The sequence below is a fragment of the Fusibacter sp. A1 genome (genome assembly GCF_004125825.1).
Classification (GTDB): domain Bacteria; phylum Bacillota; class Clostridia; order Peptostreptococcales; family Acidaminobacteraceae; genus QQWI01.
Genome location: NZ_QQWI01000004.1, coordinates 86233 through 105959 on the forward strand (window position 1 = coordinate 86233; position 19727 = coordinate 105959).

The 19727-nt window shown below is 45.9% G+C and carries 18 protein-coding genes; 5 read left to right on the forward strand and 13 right to left on the reverse strand.

All coding sequences use genetic code 11. The features are described 5' to 3' along the window. Positions 1-31: 31 nt before the first annotated feature. From DWB64_RS06195 to DWB64_RS06230, 8 genes are all read right to left on the reverse strand, one after another. A complete protein-coding gene (locus tag DWB64_RS06195) occupies positions 32-850 on the reverse strand; it encodes a hypothetical protein (protein ID WP_129487342.1) in 819 nt (272 codons plus the stop codon). 80 nt (positions 851-930) lie between these two features. Further along, positions 931-2610, reverse strand: coding sequence for an S-layer homology domain-containing protein (locus DWB64_RS06200; RefSeq protein WP_129487343.1), 1680 nt, complete (start codon positions 2608-2610; stop codon positions 931-933). Positions 2611-2787: 177 nt separating this feature from the next. Further along, the gene (locus tag DWB64_RS06205; protein WP_129487611.1) at positions 2788-4200 is read right to left on the reverse strand and encodes a flotillin family protein; all 1413 of its coding nucleotides are present in this window, start codon (positions 4198-4200) and stop codon (positions 2788-2790) included. A 32-nt stretch (positions 4201-4232) separates the two neighbouring features. Then, complete coding sequence (locus DWB64_RS06210) at positions 4233-4808, reverse strand: NfeD family protein (protein WP_129487344.1); 576 nt, start codon at positions 4806-4808, stop codon at positions 4233-4235. A gap of 97 nt (positions 4809-4905) precedes the next feature. Beyond that, positions 4906-5967 carry a serine hydrolase gene (locus DWB64_RS06215; protein ID WP_129487345.1) on the reverse strand — a complete coding sequence of 354 codons (1062 nt, stop codon included), beginning with the start codon at positions 5965-5967 and terminating at the stop codon, positions 4906-4908. Between the two features lie 31 nt (positions 5968-5998). After that, the gene (locus tag DWB64_RS06220) at positions 5999-6883 is read right to left on the reverse strand and encodes an ROK family protein (RefSeq protein WP_129487346.1); all 885 of its coding nucleotides are present in this window, start codon (positions 6881-6883) and stop codon (positions 5999-6001) included. 104 nt (positions 6884-6987) lie between these two features. Then, the gene (locus tag DWB64_RS06225; RefSeq protein WP_129487347.1) at positions 6988-7497 is read right to left on the reverse strand and encodes a DUF2179 domain-containing protein; all 510 of its coding nucleotides are present in this window, start codon (positions 7495-7497) and stop codon (positions 6988-6990) included. Positions 7498-7570: 73 nt separating this feature from the next. Beyond that, positions 7571-10255: a methyl-accepting chemotaxis protein gene (locus tag DWB64_RS06230; RefSeq protein ID WP_129487348.1), complete on the reverse strand. Its 2685-nt coding sequence runs from the start codon at positions 10253-10255 to the stop codon at positions 7571-7573. A 267-nt stretch (positions 10256-10522) separates the two neighbouring features. Between DWB64_RS06230 and DWB64_RS06235 the strand changes: the two genes are divergently transcribed. Then, positions 10523-10879 carry a hypothetical protein gene (locus DWB64_RS06235; RefSeq protein WP_129487349.1) on the forward strand — a complete coding sequence of 119 codons (357 nt, stop codon included), beginning with the start codon at positions 10523-10525 and terminating at the stop codon, positions 10877-10879. A gap of 42 nt (positions 10880-10921) precedes the next feature. Here the strand turns inward: DWB64_RS06235 and DWB64_RS06240 are convergent, their stop codons facing one another. The 4 genes from DWB64_RS06240 to DWB64_RS06255 are packed head-to-tail and all read right to left on the reverse strand — an operon-like array spanning position 10922 to position 14611. Beyond that, positions 10922-11614: a DUF2225 domain-containing protein gene (locus DWB64_RS06240; RefSeq protein WP_129487350.1), complete on the reverse strand. Its 693-nt coding sequence runs from the start codon at positions 11612-11614 to the stop codon at positions 10922-10924. 9 nt (positions 11615-11623) lie between these two features. Then, positions 11624-13663, reverse strand: a complete 2040-nt coding sequence (locus DWB64_RS06245) for a cell division protein FtsA (protein ID WP_129487351.1) — start codon at positions 13661-13663, stop codon at positions 11624-11626. Position 13664: 1 nt separating this feature from the next. Then, positions 13665-14318: an endonuclease III gene (gene nth / locus DWB64_RS06250; RefSeq protein ID WP_129487352.1), complete on the reverse strand. Its 654-nt coding sequence runs from the start codon at positions 14316-14318 to the stop codon at positions 13665-13667. A gap of 5 nt (positions 14319-14323) precedes the next feature. Further along, on the reverse strand, positions 14324-14611 hold the full coding sequence (locus tag DWB64_RS06255) for a DUF503 domain-containing protein (protein WP_164980266.1): 288 nt from the start codon (positions 14609-14611) through the stop codon (positions 14324-14326). A gap of 121 nt (positions 14612-14732) precedes the next feature. On the opposite strand from DWB64_RS06255, the gene DWB64_RS06260 reads away from it, so the two are divergent. The 4 genes from DWB64_RS06260 (at position 14733) to DWB64_RS06275 (ending at position 18258) form a co-directional block, all read left to right on the forward strand. Next, positions 14733-15443, forward strand: a complete 711-nt coding sequence (locus DWB64_RS06260; RefSeq protein ID WP_164980267.1) for a LytTR family DNA-binding domain-containing protein — start codon at positions 14733-14735, stop codon at positions 15441-15443. A 9-nt stretch (positions 15444-15452) separates the two neighbouring features. Beyond that, a complete protein-coding gene (locus DWB64_RS06265; protein WP_129487355.1) occupies positions 15453-16307 on the forward strand; it encodes a DUF4438 domain-containing protein in 855 nt (284 codons plus the stop codon). A gap of 152 nt (positions 16308-16459) precedes the next feature. Next, the gene (locus tag DWB64_RS06270; protein ID WP_129487356.1) at positions 16460-16942 is read left to right on the forward strand and encodes an RNA polymerase sigma factor; all 483 of its coding nucleotides are present in this window, start codon (positions 16460-16462) and stop codon (positions 16940-16942) included. A gap of 125 nt (positions 16943-17067) precedes the next feature. Next, positions 17068-18258, forward strand: a complete 1191-nt coding sequence (locus tag DWB64_RS06275; RefSeq protein WP_129487357.1) for a hypothetical protein — start codon at positions 17068-17070, stop codon at positions 18256-18258. A gap of 62 nt (positions 18259-18320) precedes the next feature. Here the strand turns inward: DWB64_RS06275 and lpdA are convergent, their stop codons facing one another. After that, entirely contained in the window at positions 18321-19718 is a 1398-nt protein-coding gene (gene lpdA, locus DWB64_RS06280) for a dihydrolipoyl dehydrogenase (RefSeq protein ID WP_129487358.1), read from the reverse strand. Between the last annotated feature and the right edge of the window lie 9 nt (positions 19719-19727).

The window sequence follows — 19727 nt, forward strand, 5'->3', positions numbered from 1 at the left end:
GCTCAATTGAGCGGCATTTTTTTATACACTATTATACGATTCCAGACATTTTTGTGACTTCAACGCCCGCTTTTTCCCATTCCTTGATGATCATATTAAGCCCGATCGAATCGCTGGACATGTGGCCTGCTACAATCACATTGCCAATCCCCTGCTCCTCGACCGCTTTCTTCACATCGCCAGGCACATGCATGCATATGATGGTTCCTACACCTGCTTCGAAATAAGATTTGAATACTTCGGCTCCACCGTTGGTTCCACCAGCCATGAGTACGGCGATCTTTCCAGCGTAATCACCAGCTCCACCCACTCTGATCACAGGCTTTGCAAGACTTTTCTGATACTCTTCGATTTCGTTTAAGGCATCGCAGATGTCCTGAAGTGTCGTCTTGGGTTGCTTTTCGAACTTGGTGTCCAGATATTCCTGTACAAAGTTTTCAGTCAGGATATCCGCTGGCAAGTGGATGTTCATATAAGGCATGTTCATCAGTCTTGCAGCTGAACTTGTGCGGTCGTAGTTTCCTACATGAGATCCTAAATCCACATCCGCCACTTTTTTGCGTAGCTTCTTCTGCGCCTTGTTGATCGGCACACCGAACTCCACCATCTTATCGATCTGTACATTCATCACCTTGTGAAAGTCCATCGAACCCGAATCAGCTTTAGGATGGTGCGATACGACGCAGTCGTATCCGAGCTTCTCAGCAAGTAATAGTTCCGGCGTATCCATGTCGATACCTATCAACACTTTTTCGATTCCTTCACCCGCTACGGAAATAACCGTATCATGCGGTTCTTTTTCAAGTCCTGCAAGAGCAAGGGCTATATCCATTAATCTTCTAGTTGTCATTTAAAAATCCTCCTGCCATTATCATAACATTTTGAGTGGCGAAATAAAACCCACCTCTATGGAGATGGGTTAAACTTTTCTTATTTTACGGTTCCAATAACAGTATTTGAGATGTCCTTTTGACCGTCTTCATAGAGCGTTGTGATCGCAAAGTAGTAGTCACCTGCTTCAAAGGAGTCGAATCCGTTGTTATAGCCTGCTCCTACAGGTATCTCCACCCTACTTGTTCCAATGTTGGTGATATACTTGTAATAGCCGTTGTCAGGATAGGCAGGTGTGTCGTCTGTTTTTGACGCCACGACTTTATAGCCTCTAAAGTCTCCCCTCTTCGATGGGGTCCATTCCAGAACCAACTTACCGTCGCTTTCAAACGCTTTAAGTACAATCGTGTCCTTCACGATTACGAGTTCATCGCCCGGCACGGTTGCTTTGATAGCATTACTAGTCACTTTGGAGCCATCCTTCATCACAGCCGTGATTGCAAAGTAGTAGCTTTCTCCCGCACTGAATTTCCCGATGTCCCCACCGTTATAACTCATGCCTGACATGATTTTTATATCGTTGTCGTCGCTGTCAGACATGTAGGTCTGATAACCGTTATCCGGATACATGGGTGTGCTATCCGATTTTGATGCCACCACTTTGTAGTATTTAAGTTGATCTTGGGGTACCTTGGTCCATTCAAATTTCAGATAGTCGTCATCCGAAACAAGTGTGAGTTTCAAATCATAAACCCTTGTCACAGGTTCTGTGACTTCCGGTTCGCTTGATCCTGGGTAAGTCAGTCTGACTGAATTTCCAGCTACTTTCTTATCTTCATAAATGGCTGTCACGCTAAAGTAATACTCCTCACCAGATTCGAAGGATCCGAAATCACCGCTGTTATAGCTTTTACCATCTATCAGATAAGTACGCAGGCCTGTGTCTCTCAAGTAAGTATAATATCCGCTCTCCGGATATCTAGGATTCGAATTGTTTTTTGAAGCCACTATCTTAAAACCTTGAATTCCTTCAAGATCAGAAATGGACCACTGGAGTAATATGCCGTTCTCATTTACAGAGCCTTTGACGACAAAGTTGCCTGAGTCATCTAAAATCACTTTCTCCTCTGTTGGAAGAATGATCTTCTCTTCTACGATCACGTTAAGTAAAAGTTTCGCAGCTTCCGCTCTGGTAAGCTCACCAAGCGGTTTAAATGTCTTTACGCCGTCCTTTTCATAGCCCTTGATCAGATTGTTTGAAATAGCGGTTGCGACATGGGCTCTAAGCTGAGTCGAAATGCTTGATTTGTCCGTATAGGTGTTAAGCGGTTCAGTCGATGTAAGTGGTAGTTTAAGCGCGTTTACAAGAGCGACAGCCATATCCTCACGAAGCGCAGGTTCGTCCGGCTTGTACTTAATGCCGTTCAAGGCCTGATAGCCTGTAAGATACTGCTTTGCCGCTTCAAGGTAGGGAACCACCCAGTGCGAATCATCCACATCAACAAAAGACGACTTGGAATTCTCATCGATAGGTAGGTTGAGTGCCTTGACCATGAGTTTTGCAAACTCGGCACGGCTGACCTTAGCCTCCGGTCTGAACGTTCCATCTGGATAACCCGACAGCACATTGTTCTCCACCATCTGCTTGATGGCGTCATAAGCCCAATGATCCTTTGAAAGATCATTAAAAATGCTCTGACTCTCGGTGCCGTCTGCAAAACTGACAGACAAGGACAGGATGAGCATCATTGATAAAAACAAACTCAAAATCCGTTTCATTAGTGTTCCTCCTTTTGTAAATTGCTATTATTATAGTACCACTTATTAATGCCCAGTATAGCATGTAATGGTTTTTTAATACTATGGACCTTATTACTTAACAACTGGGCCAAAAGCCTTATTTTGCGTAAAAAAATGCTGTAACACCGGCTCGGCATTACAGCAGCAATCTATCGCTTATTCCTCTAGCTCTTCCACAAGTGTCGGTACTTCTTCCTTAGGGGTCGGTGCTTCCACTTTCTTTGTACCAAGGTAGCCTGGCAGATCGAGTCCGGCCATATCGAAGATCTCATTTAGCGGCGGAACCGACTTCATCATACCCGATACGAACTTAGCTGTATTGGTCTTTCCGTCATCTCCGCCTAGATTGTCCCAGACAGTGACTTTATCGATTTTTATATTCTTAATCGCTTCCACTTGCTTTTCAATGAGTTCTGGAAGCTTGTCTACGATCATCAGCTTCATGGCATCTTCCGCACCGCCTGCAGCTTCAACAAGCTTCTTGAAGCCTTCCGCCTGTTTTACAAGCATTTCGTTGAGACCCTTTGCTTGGGCTTCGAGCTTCATGTAGATGGCATCCGCCTCACCTTTGGCATGACGTCTAGTACGTTCAGCCTCGGCTTCTGCTTGGATTTCCATTCTGCGTTTATCGATCTCAGCCTGAACGATTTCGTCCGCTTCTTTGGTCGCAAGTTCTTTTTCGGCACGAGCGATTTCAGCTGCCTTTTGAGCGGCATAGGACTCTTCAAGCGCCTTGGCCTGCTGGATTTTTTCTGCTGTGACCGCTCGCTTATTCGCGATAGCTTCCATTTCTCTTCTTGTCGCATCGGATTCAGCCACTTTGATTTTTGCAGCATTCTCACCTTCAGTTGCAATCGCATTCGCATCCGATACCTTGACACGCTGGTCCATCACAGCATTCGCTTCACCGATCAGACCGTCCCTGTTCTTTTGAGACACAGAGATTTTAGCGTCATTGACAGCCTTTGCGGCGGCTTCCTTACCAAGCGCGTCGATATAGCCTGATTCATCACTGATATCTGTTATATTCACGTTGATCAGTCTCAAACCGATCTTCTTCAGTTCAGATTCCACATTTCGCGACACTTCTTCTAAAAACTTATCCCTATCCGTGTTGATTTCCTCGATATCCATCGTTGCAACCACAAGTCTGAGTTGACCGAAGATGATATCCTTTGCAAGCTCCTGAATTTCCTCGTTCTTTAGGGCAAGAAGACGTTCCGCCGCATTTTGCATGACCTCTGGTTCCGTGCTGATTCCGACAGTGAAACGCGATGGTACATCGATTCTGATGTTCTGCTTCGATAACGCATTCTGCAGATTCACTTCAATCGACATCGGCGTAAGATCCAAAAATCGATACGCCTGGAACACCGGCCAAACCAGAGTCGCCCCACCATGTATGCATTTGGCGCTGTTGGTACCGCTGTCTGTGGAGCCTACCATACCGTATTTTACAAGTATCTTATCGGATGGACATTTCTTATACCTTGATAAGATCGCGATGATGAGTCCAAAGATAAAGATTATGGCCAATGATGAAAAAGCCAAGCCTGATATGTTACCCATTCCTATCATGAATTCCTCCTAAAGTTCTTACATCAGTCAAAATAAAACTTTGTTACGACTAATTTTGAATTATCAAGTATGTCGACCACCTTGACTTGTGTTCCTGTCTTAATGCCGTCCACATCATCGGTGACCGCCTCAAGTTCACGAAGCGCGCCCTGTACTTTGATGAGCACTTTTCCTGTCGCCTCCCGATTTGCGGGTATGCGGATATACACTTCGCCGATATGGGATTGCGCATTCTTGATGTTGAGCGTCCCGCTTCGCTGCATTTTGCTGATCAGATAGAAGGTCCCCATCGAGATACCCATAAAGACCACACCGATAAAGAACGACATCACCACCGTAAAAAGTTTATTCACCCCACTACTTAAGAGCCATAGTCCGCTCCAACCGAAAAAGGTGAAAAATGCGATGAGATTCCTTATTGTGAACAAACTCAGCCCAGAACCTCCGATAACATCGGTGTCTCCATCCGCATCAAAGTCCACATCTATTTCTCCACTCGCACCCACTAGTGTAAGTACCGTCTGAATAATCAGGATAATCGATGCGGGCACCGCGACATACAAGTAGAATTTTTCTAATCCTAGTAATTGCTCTAACATTGTTAGACTTCACCTCCATGTTCCCATTATAAAAAAAAACAGCTTCACATGAAAGCTGTTTTTACCATTATATACCAAAATTCACCTTAAATTTTTCTTAAATTTGTAATCCGACATCATATTTGCCAGAAGTTATCAAGGCTTCAAGCTCAGAAAGCAAAGCACTTGTCGAAAGTCCATGATTCGAGAACAAGACAAGATCGATGTTCTGCTTAGGATAGTGGTAGACCCTAGCACTGACTCCTGGGTCTTCACCGGTATGTCCGTATTTCATCAAATCGCCCTGCTCATCATATGCGATCCATACTCCAAGACCATAAAAAAGACCTGACCCGACTTCGATTCTTGGCCATAGCCATTCTTTGGTCGTCGCCTCGCTTAAGAACTCGTGCTGCCTAAGCATTCTCATGAACTTGATCATATCCCTTGCCGTTGAAAAAGCACCGCCATCCGATAGGCCATTGGACGGTACCGAGAAAATATTCCTCTGCCAACCGATCAGTTGATTCTTTTCGTTTTTCACAGGAATGTACCCTTCGGCGACATTTTCACATACTTGCTGAAGAGGAATAAAATCCGTATCGAATAGATAGTGCTTCTTAAAGACTTCTTCCCTCATGTACTGGTAATAGTCCATACCAGTCACCTTCTCGATAACAAGCCCCAAGAGTATGAAGCCCGAACCGCAATAGGCAAACTGTTCACCCGGTCTGTTTTCAGGAGTTTCATCGATAAAAAGCGGCAATATCTTGTCCAAGCGGTCGATATATTGACTAGGAACCTGACTCCACAATTTCTCAAAGCCTTCTGGATTGCGAGCATCGAAATAATCGGCGATTCCAGAGGTGTGGGTGAGCAGCTGCTCGATAGTAATGCCAGGATCAAGTGTCGCATCATCAAACTGCAGGTACTCGGATAACAGATCCGTGATACCTACCCGTCCGCTGTCAACCAGCTTCAATATGCCAAGTGCGGTAAACATTTTGGTTATCGAGGCGGTGCCGAAACGGACATCCATCTTATTGGGAATCCTAAAAGCTTTTGAGGCGTAGCCGAAAGCTCCTTCATAAACGGTATACTCCCCTTGTTTGATTCGGACAACCCCTGAAAACTGATGATTTGTTGCATGACTATCTACGATTTCTTGAAAATCTTTCATTTTTACCCACCGTTACCTCTGTCTATGTCTTTTATTGGTAGTCAGCTAAATAAGCGGCGCCGATAATTCCCGCATCATTGCCAAGCTCCGCTTCCACTATTTTACCATAAGTCAAATCATTCGTAAAAAGACGATTGCTGATCGCATGAAGCAGTCTAGCCTCGAATTTTGGAAACGCCTTTGCAACCCCGCCACCTAGGGCGATTACTTCAGGAGCGAAGATGTTGTACAGATTGACGATTCCTGTTGCGAAATGCTCGCAGAACCAATCCACCACTTCTACAGCGACATCATCGCCATTTTCGAGTCTGTCAAAAACAGATTTTGCGTCTTGGACATGCGTCGTTCCAAGTTCGTTGTATTTTCTGATAAGCGCCGTCGCTGATACATAGGTCTCAAAACAGCCCTTGTTTCCGCAGTTGCATGTCGCTTCTCCACTTGAGATGATCATATGTCCGATTTCTGTGCCAGCGCCCTGATGCCCTAGCAGAAGTTTTCCACCGGCTACGACGCCGCCGCCAAGACCGGTTCCCAAAGTCAGAAGAATAGCGTCATGATAACCTTTCATACCGCCAAAGGCGACCTCGCCGATACAAGCCGCATTCGCGTCATTACCGACTACAATCGGAACCTCGATGTGTTCCTTAAGCAGCTCGGCAAGCGGAACCATCACCCAGTTCAGATTGACACACTTGACGACAATACCGTCGAGTTGTGAGACGATTCCCGGAACGCCTATTCCTACTGCGGTAATCGTATATTTCTCTTTCAGCTCCACATACGCCTTGGTCATGTGGTTCGAGATAGCCTCAGGTGACAGATCGGTCAACTTCACAGAACCTTTTTCAATGATCTTACCCTCATCAACAATCCCATATGCCAAATTTGTTCCACCTAAATCGAATCCTAATCTCATATTTACCTCCAACAGTTTATTTTATTAAGTAATACCCATAGGTCTATCATAACCACCATTAGGACGCAAGACAATTGTGAATGCATCTAAAGTAGGCTGTTAAGTCATTTTCTGATACCGTAGCCGCCATAAAACGGTTTTGTATCGTGCACGGAGATGACCGCGTTTTTTTGGTGCTGTTTTGCAAGCTTTATAATCGACTGCACCTTTTTTCTGGGAGCGATCACATAAAGGATGTTTCTTGTGAAGGTTTTGCCTTGCCCCTCGACCACAGTACACGCATAGCCTTGCTTGTATAGGTACTGGCTTAAATCATATCCGTGCTCCGCCCTTACGATGATTTGCACCTGGGAGGTCCCAATGCCGATCTGATTCTCAAGCCAGCTACCCAGATAGTTGCCTAGCGAGAATCCCAAGGCGTAAGCAATCGCTTTAAAAGGGTCATCCATCAGTCCGTCGATCACATTCGATACGATCAGCATCCATAGGCAGATTTCGAAAAAGGCGATAACGGCGCCGAGTTTACGTTCACCTTTGGTGATAAGGACGACTCTTAGCGTCATAAGACTGACTTCAATTATTTTACCGAAGAATATCAAAAAATAAATTAGCATGGTATCCGCTCCTTTAAGCTAATTATAGCGGATACCATGCCCATATGCACGTCTTTATATGAATATCGGTCGATTACATCGCACTTTCGTCATCATAGAGCGAGATACTGCCCCGACTCACTTCGAACTGCTCGACCATATCTTTGAGCACGTCGGCCTGAGATGACATCTCTTCACTTGTCGCAGCACTTTCCTCAGAAGAACTTGAATTCATGTGGGTCACCCTTTCCACCTGATCGACTCCCACATTGATTTCGCTGATTGCGATGGATTGCTCTTCAGATGCTTTTGCGATCTGATCCACCTTTTCACTTGCAGACTTGATCTGCTGCACGATCTCAAGCAGCTGCTTGGCAGTTCCGCTTGCGATACTCATTCCCTTAGCGACGACTTTGCCTGTCTGATCGATCAGTGCGGTGGTGTCTTTAGCAGCGCCTGCGCTTCGAGACGCTAGGTTTCTCACCTCTTCTGCGACCACCGCGAAGCCCTTGCCGTGTTCGCCGGCTCTGGCGGCCTCCACAGCGGCGTTGAGTGCGAGTATATTGGTCTGGAAGGCGATTTCGTCTATTACCTTGATGATACCGGAAATCCTATTGGAGGCTTCATCGATATCGCTCATCGCCTTTAAGAGCTCTTTCATGCTTTCATTGCCCTCACTGGCATGTGTGCTGATCATCAGTGTTTCTTTTGCGACTTCTTTCGCCTGCAATACGTTGAGATTGGTCTGACTGGTAATCTCCCGCATCGACTCTGAGATCTGGCTTACAGAACTCGCTTGTTCAGTCGCTCCTTGCGCAAGGCTTTCACTGGCCTGTGCGACTGCAGAGGCCCCGATTCTAACTTGGGAAGCCGCCACGTCGATTTCTTGGATGAACTCGGATAGAGCCGCTGTGATCATATTGGTCGAACGTTTTATCGTAACGAAGTCACCTTGGAAGTCGCCCCGTATTTTCGCCTTCAAATCTTTATTCTTGACTGATTCAAGCACAGAGGCGAGTTCGGCGATATATGCTTCAAGCGATATCATGGTATGGTTAAGGGCATCCTTGATATTTGCATGGTCACCATTGTAGTCGCCCATGACTCTGGCGCTTAAGTCACCCCTACTGAGGGCGTCAAGTACTGTTGCGGCTTCAGCTATTGGACCGACAACCGCATCCATAATGGCATTCATTCCATCTACGATCTCTTTGTAGTCTCCGTTAAACCCGTCTGTTTGCGCCCTGTAGTCCAGATTCCCTTCAATCGCCGCGTCTATGAACTTTTTGGTATCCCCCACTAAACTGCTGATAGCAATGATAAGCCCATTGATACTTGATTTTATCTCTTCAAAATCACCAAAGAAGGCTTCGTCGATCTTAGCCGGTATGTCTCCTAGACTGATTCTGTTCAAATAGTCCTTGGTGAGTTGAATCGGCCGATTATAGGTTTCAAGTACCGTATTGATGCCGACCATTGTCTCCTTCCATGATCCCTGATAGCTTTCGGACTTGAGTCTTGTTTTAAGCTCCCCCTGTTCTGTCGCTATGATAATTTCTTTGATGTCATTTTTGATGGAGGACATGGTGTCCTTCAGAGCCACCAGCGCCTCACCTAAGCCGTCCTCCTTAGAGGATGGGATCACTTCGACCTCAAGATCGCCGCAAGCGATCGCATTGACCTGGTCGCGCTTAACCCTCAGTGAGGATAAGAGCGAATTCAGACTTGTGCCCAGCTGACCTATTTCGTCCTTTTGCCTCACGATGACTTCATTATCGAGTCTACCCATGCTGGCATCGGCCATCGCTCTTTTCATTTTCTCGATAGGAACCGAAATGGAGCGTGAAATCAAGAGTGAGATAAGGGCGGTCAGCAAGATGGCGATCATGGATACCGAAAGGATGTAGGTCGTCATCTCCCTGACGGGTTTGAATACCACATCTGTCGGTACAGTAATCGAGAGGAACCAATCGCCAAGCGGTCTGAACACGTTTATTTTTTCGATGTTTTCATAGGTGTAATATCCAAAGCCCTCTTTTCCGCTTAACATTTCCTCTACTTGCGTATTGAGTGTTTCACTATCCGAATCGCCCAAATTCTCGACAAGAATTTTTTCGCGGTCCGGATGATGGAGCACTAAGCCCGTTTTATCAATCATATAGGCATATCCGCCCTCGCCGACGTCGACTGCATCGAGCGATTTTGTAATGACTTCCCATTTTATCGCCGAAGCCAGTATTCCCTGTATTCTCCCCGCACTGTCTGTGAGCGGTGTCGCATAAACCGAAATCCTGTTTCCTGTGCCTTTACTGAAGATTACCTCGCTCCAGGCCGGGATTCCAGAGGAAGCACTTGCGAAATAACTTCGATCCAGAACCGAGATTCCGAAATAGCTGCCATCCAGGCTATCCATGATGACGTTTCCGTCCAAGTCCGAAATGAAGAGCACTTCGACTGTCCCCTCAATCCCCTTTTGAAACTCCTTCAACAGGTCGTTGACTATTTGACGCTGTTGAGCGACTGTTTCTGAAGTTCCTGATTGGCTGACGCTTACCTTGACCTGGGGGAGTTCGTTGATCACCCCGATTGTCTCTTGGACATGCTCCTGAATCAGCCCCACTCTCTGCACGAGTCCGTCGGTTAAAACGTTCAACCTCTCCACTGTCTGACTTTCAAGTGTATTTTTGATTTTAAGGTTGACGCTGATTCCAATGATCGCAGTTGTTGCAATAATTATTGTCAATAACATTACTAGTATCCTTACACTGATTTTCTTCATATTGAAAACCCCCTTATGCTCAAAAGTTTTACCCGCTGCGGGTTAAAGATAAACCTGGTGTGCAAAAGTGGACGTTATCCATGTTAATCTAAATTAGCATGTTTAAAGTGAAATCTTGAGGGTACACAATATATAGTTGAAATTAATTACGAATCGAAATGCCTACCCAATATGAGCGATACGCAAACCTTGAAACGTCTTCAGCGAGATTTCATATTTTGCGTATCCTCTACCCCATGTGGGTAAACATAAGACGAGGTGATTATCATGAAGCATCATCAACAGTCCTTAATCGAATACTTACCTGAATTCACTTGGATTCATTTTAAAAATCATGAAATAGTAGATATGGAAACCCTAGAAGAAATCATTTCCGACAACCGGGTGATGAACGACGAGAGTCATCCTATCCTACTCGACATTTCCCAGATCGACGGATTCTATGTCGATGCCTTTGAAATGCTGATTGCCGTACTGTCCGGTTGGCACAACCAAGTCGCGCTACTTTCACATATCGACAGTATCAGCGAAAAGTATGCTTCTCTGCTAGAAATGAGTCTGGAGAACAACCATACGAAATCTTTCAAAACACTGGTAGAAGCGAAAAGCTGGATGATACATTAATTATCAAAAAGGTATGCGCGCGCATACCTTTTTTGATGGTTTCTATTCCGTTGCTTCTTTTTTTTGTTTTTCCGCCTGCTTTTTCACCAGTATGATCTGGTCTCTGGTCTGGATTTCAATCTTTCTCTTGTTTTTCATGTGCGGTAATTTAAGCGCTTCATGAAACCAGTAGATACTCTCCTTGAAGTTATCAAGCCTTCTGCTTATTTCACCGATCAGGTAATAGATTAAAATCTGATTGTCTGGATTTTCCTCCAGATGCTCTTCATCGTATGCCCTTTTATAGTTATCCAGCGCAAATGTAAGAAAGTGTCTTTCTCTCTCCTCGTTTTCGTTCATCCTATAGAACCACGCAAGCCGCAAGCAGACTTTTGCGATATCGGATTTTTTCTGACCGATCAGGTTATAGGTCAAAAGACACAACTGATGGATCAAGATCGCCTCATCAATGGACCGTTCCTCTGCGAAGGTCCTAGGCTTCCATTTGGGCATGATCCTGTTCTTGGCGATTGTCTTTTGCATTTCATTGATCTGTAAAAAATCACCTTCAAACGCCGAATACCCGCAGTTGGGGCATACATACACACCGTAAAACGTAGGATTGTAGGTTTCATAATATCCGCAGAAGTCCTCATCCCTTCGGATCAGTTTTACTCCGGCCTGCTTAATCTTAGGTGTCTTGAACTTTTTACTACAAATCGGACAAGTCACTTCTTTTAAGTACAGATTGCTCACTCGATCACATCATTTCTTCCAGCCGATGTAGATGACGTCTCCGTTTTTCAGTACATCGGTGTATCTAGCCCTACTTCCATTCAGCTGCAAATCGATAATGCCCTTGGGTTTTGTAAGATCAAAATCAATGTAATCGAACACATCGACAAATACGAGTGTCTTCTTGTCTGTTTTGATCGAAAGTGCTCGATGATTTACAACCAGATCGAAGTTGTTTTGTTGTTCCAATGTCTTCTCTTTACCCACGACTTGAGGATTTAATCGCTCATCGGCTTCCTTTGTCACACTCCTTGAAGGACCTTCCTCAAGCGGATCCCAGCTGATGTAATCTCCATGTTTGAGTTTAACGCCCAGTTCCACCTCGCGGCCGTTGATCCTTAAGGCGTCCTTGGTCCTTATCCCCTTAAACTCCATCAGGTCCTCGACCGTATTGAGGGCTTTGATGCTTACCTGATCATTATGGGTGAGGATATGGTCGGAATCTGCGGGCGCTTCATTCACCCACACGTCCTGTACAAGCCTTAGGACTTCCTGGTTAAAGTAGACTCTATTTTCAAGATCTACGATATCTGCGATTTTCACAAAGGCGTCTTCCCCTTTCACAGCGGGTTCGACATTGATCACATCCTTGTTCTTGATCGGAGAATCCAGACTGGCAAGCGCACCATTGATATACACCTTGGCAGCTTCGCCGTATCCGCCCTGAATCTTTCTGCTGTGCTCGTTGAGGACGATGGTGATGGATTTGCCGCGTTCCGGGAGCAGCTTTCTGGCGCTGTAGCCGATAAGAACCAAGGCATCTGAAACCAAAAGTTTTTTTGAATTGAAAAGCCTTAAGGGTGTTTCATTGACATGGACCTGTAAAAAGTCGTGTTCCCTATCTTTAAGTGCCGAATATCCAATCCCAAGGGGGGTGATAAACTCAGGACCTTTGAAGGGATCGCTTTCATAAGTGATATTCTCAAGCAGCTCCGCACCTTTGATCACAACACGTTCGTCTGCTATATCCAGATGTTTGGCCAATAGGCTTTTGAATCCGGGAACTTGGCATCCGCCACCGATAAGGAAGACGGCGCTTGGAACACCACCATTTGCTTCAATCACGCGTGCGGCTATCTTTTCAGCGACTCGTTGTGCGTCATTCTCAAGCTCGAGAATGATCTCATCCGTCGATTTCTTATGGGGTATGCCGACAATATCGCTAAAGATCTGTTCCTCAGATTTGTTCAAGTTGGTTTTGAGGGCTTCAGCAGTATCAAAATCCAGCAGATACTTCTGAACCAGCGCCTCAGTCAGTTCATCACCCGCCACATCGACCATGGCATAGGAAAAGACTGCTCCGTTCTTTGTAAGGGCGATATCCGAGGTGCCTGCACCTATATCGACTAGGGCCAGGTTAAGCAGCCTGAACTTAGGAGGAATCGCGACATTGATCGCCGCAATCGGCTCAAGTGTCAGATTGACTACCTCGAGTCCCATCTTATCTACGACAGTATATAAGGAATCTACGACAGAATGCGGCAGGAAGGTCGCAATCACTTGCAGGGTGAGCTGACTGCCCCTATGGCTTAGCGGATTTCCGATCAGCACCTCGTCCAGGTAGTAGTTCACTACAGAATATCCGACACAGTAGTAGGAGGAGGCTTTCTTGTCTCCCCCCTTTTCAAGTTCGGACTGCGCAAGTTGAATACCTTCGATCTCAATCGTATCCAAGATGCCCTTATCGATTTCAACGGTCGAATCGATCTTTCTAGTCACTTCGACCCTTTGAGTCCTAAGCGCCCTACCCGCAGCCGCGATCGCAACTTTTTTAAGCGAGTATCCCGTTTGCTTCTCAAGCTCCGCTGTGACGGTCTTAACCACCTTGGTCACTTTTTCGATATCGTGGATCTGACCGTCATACATGGCTCGTTCGGGATGCGAAACCATGTGATGGGCTTGTACATGAAAGATATCATCCGTATACTTGCCAACCACGCCCACCACGTTTCTTGTTCCTATATCTAGCGCATAGATCATATGTTCAGGCAATACTTTCAAATCCGTCATTTTATTCACCAATCTGCTTTCTGTAGGATATGCACAAATGATTCACCGGGCAAGTTTCGCACATGGGTGTTCTCGCCTTACAGTGGTATCTTCCGTGAAAGATCAGGACATGATGCATTTTTGTCCATAAGACCTTTGGTATTCGCTTCATCAGATCCCTTTCGGTACTGATCACATCTTTTGTACTGACAAGTCCAAGACGATTCGAAACTCGCTGCACATGGGTGTCAACCGCTATGGCAGGTATTCCAAACGCATTCGACCCTACTACATTGGCGGTCTTTATGCCGACACCAGGGAGTGTGGTCATCGTCTGGATATCCCCTGGAACCTGACCGTCAAAATCCCTTTCAAGCAGCTCACAGGTTTTCCTGATGTTCTTAGCCTTGGTCTGATAAAGACCGCAAGTCCTTATGATGTCCTCAAGCTCCTTTTGCCCTATCCCACTGATGTCACAAGGTTTCTTAAGCACTTTGAACAGCTCCTTGGTTACGATATTGACCCTTATGTCCGTACACTGGGCGGACAGCATGGTGGCAATCAGCAGTTCAAACGCATTCTCATGGTCAAGCTCGGCTTTTGCATGGGGGTAGGTCCTTAACAGGATCTCAAGCGCCTGCTCACGTTCTTCTTTCGTTAGTAGTCTCCTCTTCAAATCATTCACCACTTTTCAATTGTTTGTTCTACTATATCAAAATCCACAGTCACTGTCTTTTCTAAAAAGTTGATCACGGTCTGTATTTTTGCTTCCAGATACCGCGCGTCACTTCCTATCATGGCGATACCGATAAGAGCCCTATGGTAATCCTCATGGTAGTCACACTCTGCGACACTCACATTGAAGTGGCCGCTTAATTTATCCTTGGTACTTTTCACGATTCTGCGCTTGCACTTCAAATCATGACACATGGGCGTATATAAGATCACCGTCATTACCGCTATTGTCATAAGGTCCTCTTCCATATTATTCGTCAAATTGGAATATTCAGCTAAAACGCTCGTAAATGTCCTACCTTTTTATTATAATATAGTATGGCTTGAAATTGCAAAATATCATGGGAGATTATTTATGTTAAAAACTATCGTCGTCGATGATCAGCAGATCATACTGGATTCCATCGTAAGCCATATCAAAAAGCTCGACTATGTGAAATTGATTTGTTCAACCACCAGTTCAGCTGACAGCAAGCGCTATTTCGAGTCGTCAGAGGCGAATGTAGCCATACTAGACATCGACATGCCTGAAATCGACGGGCTGACGCTTGCTCAGTGGATCAATCAGAATAGTCCTCAGACCAAATTGATTTTTTGTACGAGCCACGGAGCGTATATCAAGGACGCCTTTCGCGTCTATGCCTACGACTTCATCGAGAAGCCGATCGATTTTGAAAGGTTGACAGGTAGCCTTTACAGGCTTAATCAAAACATGCCCGACGAGAACAAGGTCATCGAGGTTCACACAGAGGACGGGTCCAGGTTCGTATCACTGCCAGATCTTGTGGCGATAGAAGCCCAAGGAAAACACTGCATACTCTACACCACAAAATCCGCATTCGAAGTGAAAGACAGTTTCAAGACCTTTGAAAGCCTACTCTCGAATATCGATTTTTATAAGAGCTCCCGTTCCTATATCGTCAACCTGAAACAAGTCGAAGGACTTGAGAAACTGAACCGTACTTCGTATATGATCAAGCTCAAAAACCCAAATGCCTACGCACAGCTCAGTAAAAAGTCCTACGAGGAATTTAAGGAGCAACTGACACATTCGCAATCACTTTAGGAGGATTCTATGAAAACAAATAAGGACCGCGTCATCATGCATAGTGTGCAAGGAACCGTCGCACACCCGAAATTCGCCGGCTATAGGGTAGACAACAACGGCAATCCCTTTGTCATTCCAGGCACCGGTGCCATCAACTACAACGTAAAGGTTGGCGACAGCGCTTTCGGCTGGGCGGGAGACCATATCGAGCCGGGTGTGACGATTAAAAACAGCGATACCCCCTCCAATGCCGCGCTTAACATCTTCGCATGTGTCGGCAATCAGGCAAAGGTCATCAGCGGCGATGCCAAAGGCGATCTTGGGTATGTGCTTGGCGCCCACGGCGGAGTGGAACATGTGATCGTGCAGTTTCCTCAGGAAACACTCGAAAAGATGACCACAGACGACAAGATTCTCATCAAGGGATACGGTCAAGGTCTTGAACTGACCGATTACCCTGAGCTTAAAGTGATGAGTATCGATCCGTCGCTGCTCGAAAAAATGGAGATAGAAGAAAAAGACGGCAAGCTCATCGTTCCTGTCGTAGCGAGGATACCCCACGGACTGATGGGATCAGGCGTAGGATCTCCCTACTCTCAAAAAGGCGATTACGACCTGATCACCTCCGACAAGGAAGAAATCGAAAGACTGGGCCTTGACGACCTTCGATTCGGAGACTTTGTACTTCTTGAAAATACGGACTGCACCTACGGTCTTGGAGGCTACCTGAAAGGGGCTACAACGATCGGCGTCGTCATTCATTCAGACTGCATTAAAAACGGTCACGGCCCTGGCATATCGGTCGTGATGACCTCAAAGAAAGATACACTTGAAGCTAAAATCGATAAAAATGCGAATCTTGCGATATATATGGGTAAGTAAAGTGATAGGGACAGCATCGTATGCTGTCTTTGTTTTTTGACAGATAGCTAAGATCAAATCCCGACACTCAAAAAATATTTAAAATTCCTAGGACACTTTCCCCTCCTCAAACGTCTTATAGTCAAACAGCTTAAAAGGCAAGGTGCGAACATATGAAACTTTATCAAATCTATCAGGAACACCAGCTTGATTTCATACGGTTTGCCAATTCTCTGACACATCAGATGACGCAAGCGGAAGATTTGGTACAGGAGGCCTACCTAAAGGCCCTCGATCAGGACGAGCTCTTTGACAGTCTGTCCGGTCAACAGATCAAAGGTTGGTTCTTCACAACGATCAGGAACAGGTTTATCGACGACAGAAGAAAGCAAAGTCGATTGGTCGCCTTCACCCCTGAACACAGTGGAAACCATACGCCGGATTTTGACAGCGCCACCTTCATACAACAAACCTTAGCGCTTTTAAACGAACAGGAACGAAGCCTAGTGAGCATGCGGTATATCCAAGGCTACAACAGTTCGGAGATCGCTGAAAAACTCAGCATGAATCCCTCGACTGTCAGAAACAAGTTGAGCCAGGGAATCAACCGTATCCGAACGAACATGTTAAAGGAGGGTCATCATGACTGGAACTAACTTTTCACCACTACTTATCGATTATGAAAAAGAAATCTTTATGGAAGACGCCAAATCACACTTGAAATTCAGAAGAAGAATAAACAAAGAGATTTTGACTAAATAATCCTAGGGAGGAGCAACACATGAAAGCTTATATGAATATCGGAATCATCGATGCACGATTCGCACAGGACCAGACACTTGCTCAGATCAGCAAACTCACCAACATCGGTACGCTGATCATGACACCAAACCAGCAGGCGGCTTCAAATCGAATCGCCATGACCAATGTGGGCAACATCATCACACTCGAAAAAGAGGTCTCCGTCGTCCATCAAAGCGGCGACATGACACTTGACGACAATTACTTGAGTCAGCTGCCTGATCCATGCGCTTTCAACTTCAATGGCAATGTGCTGGTACACCCCCTAAAGGACCGGACCATGCTTGATAAGATCGACTCAGGCATCATCAACGGAAACGTCTATGCCACATCCGCAGACTTTGCAACATTCGCTTCCACATGTCAGATCAACGGTAGCGGCATCGTCTACAAGGAAGGTGATCTGGTCATACCAAACCGCTTTAAATTGAACGATATCGAACTTCTGGGAATCCCCGCTGGGTCCAGCATCGTCACAGATGTCCTCGAGGCGCTTGAAGAGCTTAGCGATGAAGACATTAGTGAAGCGATTGGCAGCCTGAAGGTCAACACGCTCATTATCGCGACAAAAAGCAATATCCGAAAACTCGTTTCAAAGATCGTCAACTACAATCAGGTTGAAAAAATCATCGCTCCTGATGACCATACCTACTATGAGCGTCTGACACTCGATGAGAGCACACTTGAGTTCCTGCCCTCAAGAAAGTTGTTTGTAACAGGCACGCTCAACATCGTAGCAAGCGCTCAAAGCGTACTCGAACATGTGGATTCGATCATCGCAAGCCACGTATCCGTCTCAAAGACAGATGCCGATAGCATCCGTCACTTGTTTAAGGATGTGAAAAACATCAAGGTACGCGATCCAAAATCAATCCAGAACATGGCAAAAACAGTCGTTACAAAAGCCCTACTTGAAGAAAGCGACAATCTAAGCATCGAGAACATGGGTAAACTGGTTTTCGCAAAAGACATCCCTGCTTCCCTAATCAGGTCCAATGTCTCAAATCTGGTCAACATGGGTAAAATCTCATGCACAAAAGAACAGTACACCGCAGTGCTCAGCGTCTGCTCTCAAAACATGGGCGCCATCAAAGACGATCTCGAAACCGATGAAGGATGGGTCGATCAGGAAGAGGTCCTTATCAGCAACATGGAGTATGTGAAGCTTTAAAATAAAAACGACTGTCCGTGATCGGACAGTCGTTTTATGCTTAAGTGTGAGTGTTACCTCGTTTATTTGTTTCTCGGCTTTTTCGGGACCATGTGGATCGCCTCGCCGTGAAGTGCCAGTGTTGCTTCAACAAACGCTTCAGCAAGTGTAGGATGAGCATGGATCGTGCCTGCGACATCTTTCACAGTTAAACCTTTGTTGATGATGATCGCAGCTTCGTGGATCAGGTCGGACGCATGCGGTCCCAAAATATGAACTCCCACGATCTTGCCGTCCGCTTCAATGACCTTTACAAAGCCATCGCTTTCGCCAAGGCTTAACGCCTTGCCGTTGGCTGCGAACATGAATTTGCTGGAATTATAGTCCACTCCGGCTTCTTTCAGATCAGCTTCGGACTTTCCGACAGTCGCGACTTCAGGGAAGGTGAAAACGCAGCTTGGTACGATCTCCTGATTGATCACAGGAATTTGCCCCATGATACGCTCAACCACTTCAATACCTTGATGCGAAGCGACATGGGCAAGCATCCACTTGCCGTTGACGTCTCCGATCGCATAAACGTTTTTAAGCGTCGTTTCGAAGCGTTCACTTACCTTGATGCCTTTTCTGTCGTATTCGACACAAGCTTCGTCAAGACCAAGTCCTGAAATGTTAGGCATTCTGCCCACAGCCATCAATATGCGGTCCGCTTCAAAGGTCTTCTCGCCTTTTTTATCTTCGGCGATGACAGTGAAGACTCCACCTGATTCGCTGATGGATTTGACACCGACTTTCGTCTCGATCGCTATCCCTTTTTTCTTCAGTCCCATCGCCAGACGTTTTGAGATGTCCGCATCAAGGAATGGAAGAATCGTGGGCATCGCGTCAAGTACTGTGACTTCAGAACCGAACTCATTGTAGATTGTAGCGAACTCAATTCCAACCACCCCGCCACCGATTACCAGTAGACGTTTTGGTACTTCCTCAAGCTTTAATACCTCATTCGAAGTGAAGATACCTGGATGGTCGGCACCTGGAATAGGAATCTGAATCGGTTTTGAACCCGTCGCGATCACAATGTGCTTACCTTTGACTTCTAGTTCACCGTCTGCTGTTGTGACCGATACGGTCTCATTATCAACAATCCGTCCAAGACCTTTAATGAGTTCCACACCGTTTGCTTCAAGAAGCTGATGGATACCTCCAACTAAGTCGGAAACGACTTGGTTTTTTCTGTTTCTGACCTTTTCAAGGTTAAGCGTATACCCCTCAAGTTCAATACCAAAGGTATCCGCGTGCTTCATCGTGTGAAGCACTTCGGCATTTTTATAAAGCGCCTTTGTCGGAATGCAGCCTCTGTTCAGGCAAGTGCCGCCGACTTCGTCTCTTTCAATGAGTGCCACAGAAGCGCCAAGCTGCGCGCCTCTGATTGCCGCCTCATACCCACCGGGACCTGCACCAATGATGATAATATCTTTCATGCTCAGCTC

What these genes read in the sequence shown, in the direction of transcription:
- DWB64_RS06195 (WP_129487342.1), bottom strand. Translation starts at nt 850, where the DNA reads ATGACAACTAGAAGATTAATGGATATAGCCCTTGCTCTTGCAGGACTT.
- DWB64_RS06200 (WP_129487343.1), bottom strand. Translation starts at nt 2,610, where the DNA reads ATGAAACGGATTTTGAGTTTGTTTTTATCAATGATGCTCATCCTGTCC.
- DWB64_RS06205 (WP_129487611.1), bottom strand. Translation starts at nt 4,200, where the DNA reads ATGGGTAACATATCAGGCTTGGCTTTTTCATCATTGGCCATAATCTTT.
- DWB64_RS06210 (WP_129487344.1), bottom strand. Translation starts at nt 4,808, where the DNA reads ATGTTAGAGCAATTACTAGGATTAGAAAAATTCTACTTGTATGTCGCG.
- DWB64_RS06215 (WP_129487345.1), bottom strand. Translation starts at nt 5,967, where the DNA reads ATGAAAGATTTTCAAGAAATCGTAGATAGTCATGCAACAAATCATCAG.
- DWB64_RS06220 (WP_129487346.1), bottom strand. Translation starts at nt 6,883, where the DNA reads ATGAGATTAGGATTCGATTTAGGTGGAACAAATTTGGCATATGGGATT.
- DWB64_RS06225 (WP_129487347.1), bottom strand. Translation starts at nt 7,497, where the DNA reads ATGCTAATTTATTTTTTGATATTCTTCGGTAAAATAATTGAAGTCAGT.
- DWB64_RS06230 (WP_129487348.1), bottom strand. Translation starts at nt 10,255, where the DNA reads ATGAAGAAAATCAGTGTAAGGATACTAGTAATGTTATTGACAATAATT.
- DWB64_RS06235 (WP_129487349.1), top strand. Translation starts at nt 10,523, where the DNA reads ATGAAGCATCATCAACAGTCCTTAATCGAATACTTACCTGAATTCACT.
- DWB64_RS06245 (WP_129487351.1), bottom strand. Translation starts at nt 13,663, where the DNA reads ATGACGGATTTGAAAGTATTGCCTGAACATATGATCTATGCGCTAGAT.
- DWB64_RS06255 (WP_164980266.1), bottom strand. Translation starts at nt 14,611, where the DNA reads ATGACAATAGCGGTAATGACGGTGATCTTATATACGCCCATGTGTCAT.
- DWB64_RS06260 (WP_164980267.1), top strand. Translation starts at nt 14,733, where the DNA reads ATGTTAAAAACTATCGTCGTCGATGATCAGCAGATCATACTGGATTCC.
- DWB64_RS06265 (WP_129487355.1), top strand. Translation starts at nt 15,453, where the DNA reads ATGAAAACAAATAAGGACCGCGTCATCATGCATAGTGTGCAAGGAACC.
- DWB64_RS06270 (WP_129487356.1), top strand. Translation starts at nt 16,460, where the DNA reads ATGAAACTTTATCAAATCTATCAGGAACACCAGCTTGATTTCATACGG.
- DWB64_RS06275 (WP_129487357.1), top strand. Translation starts at nt 17,068, where the DNA reads ATGAAAGCTTATATGAATATCGGAATCATCGATGCACGATTCGCACAG.
- lpdA (WP_129487358.1), bottom strand. Translation starts at nt 19,718, where the DNA reads ATGAAAGATATTATCATCATTGGTGCAGGTCCCGGTGGGTATGAGGCG.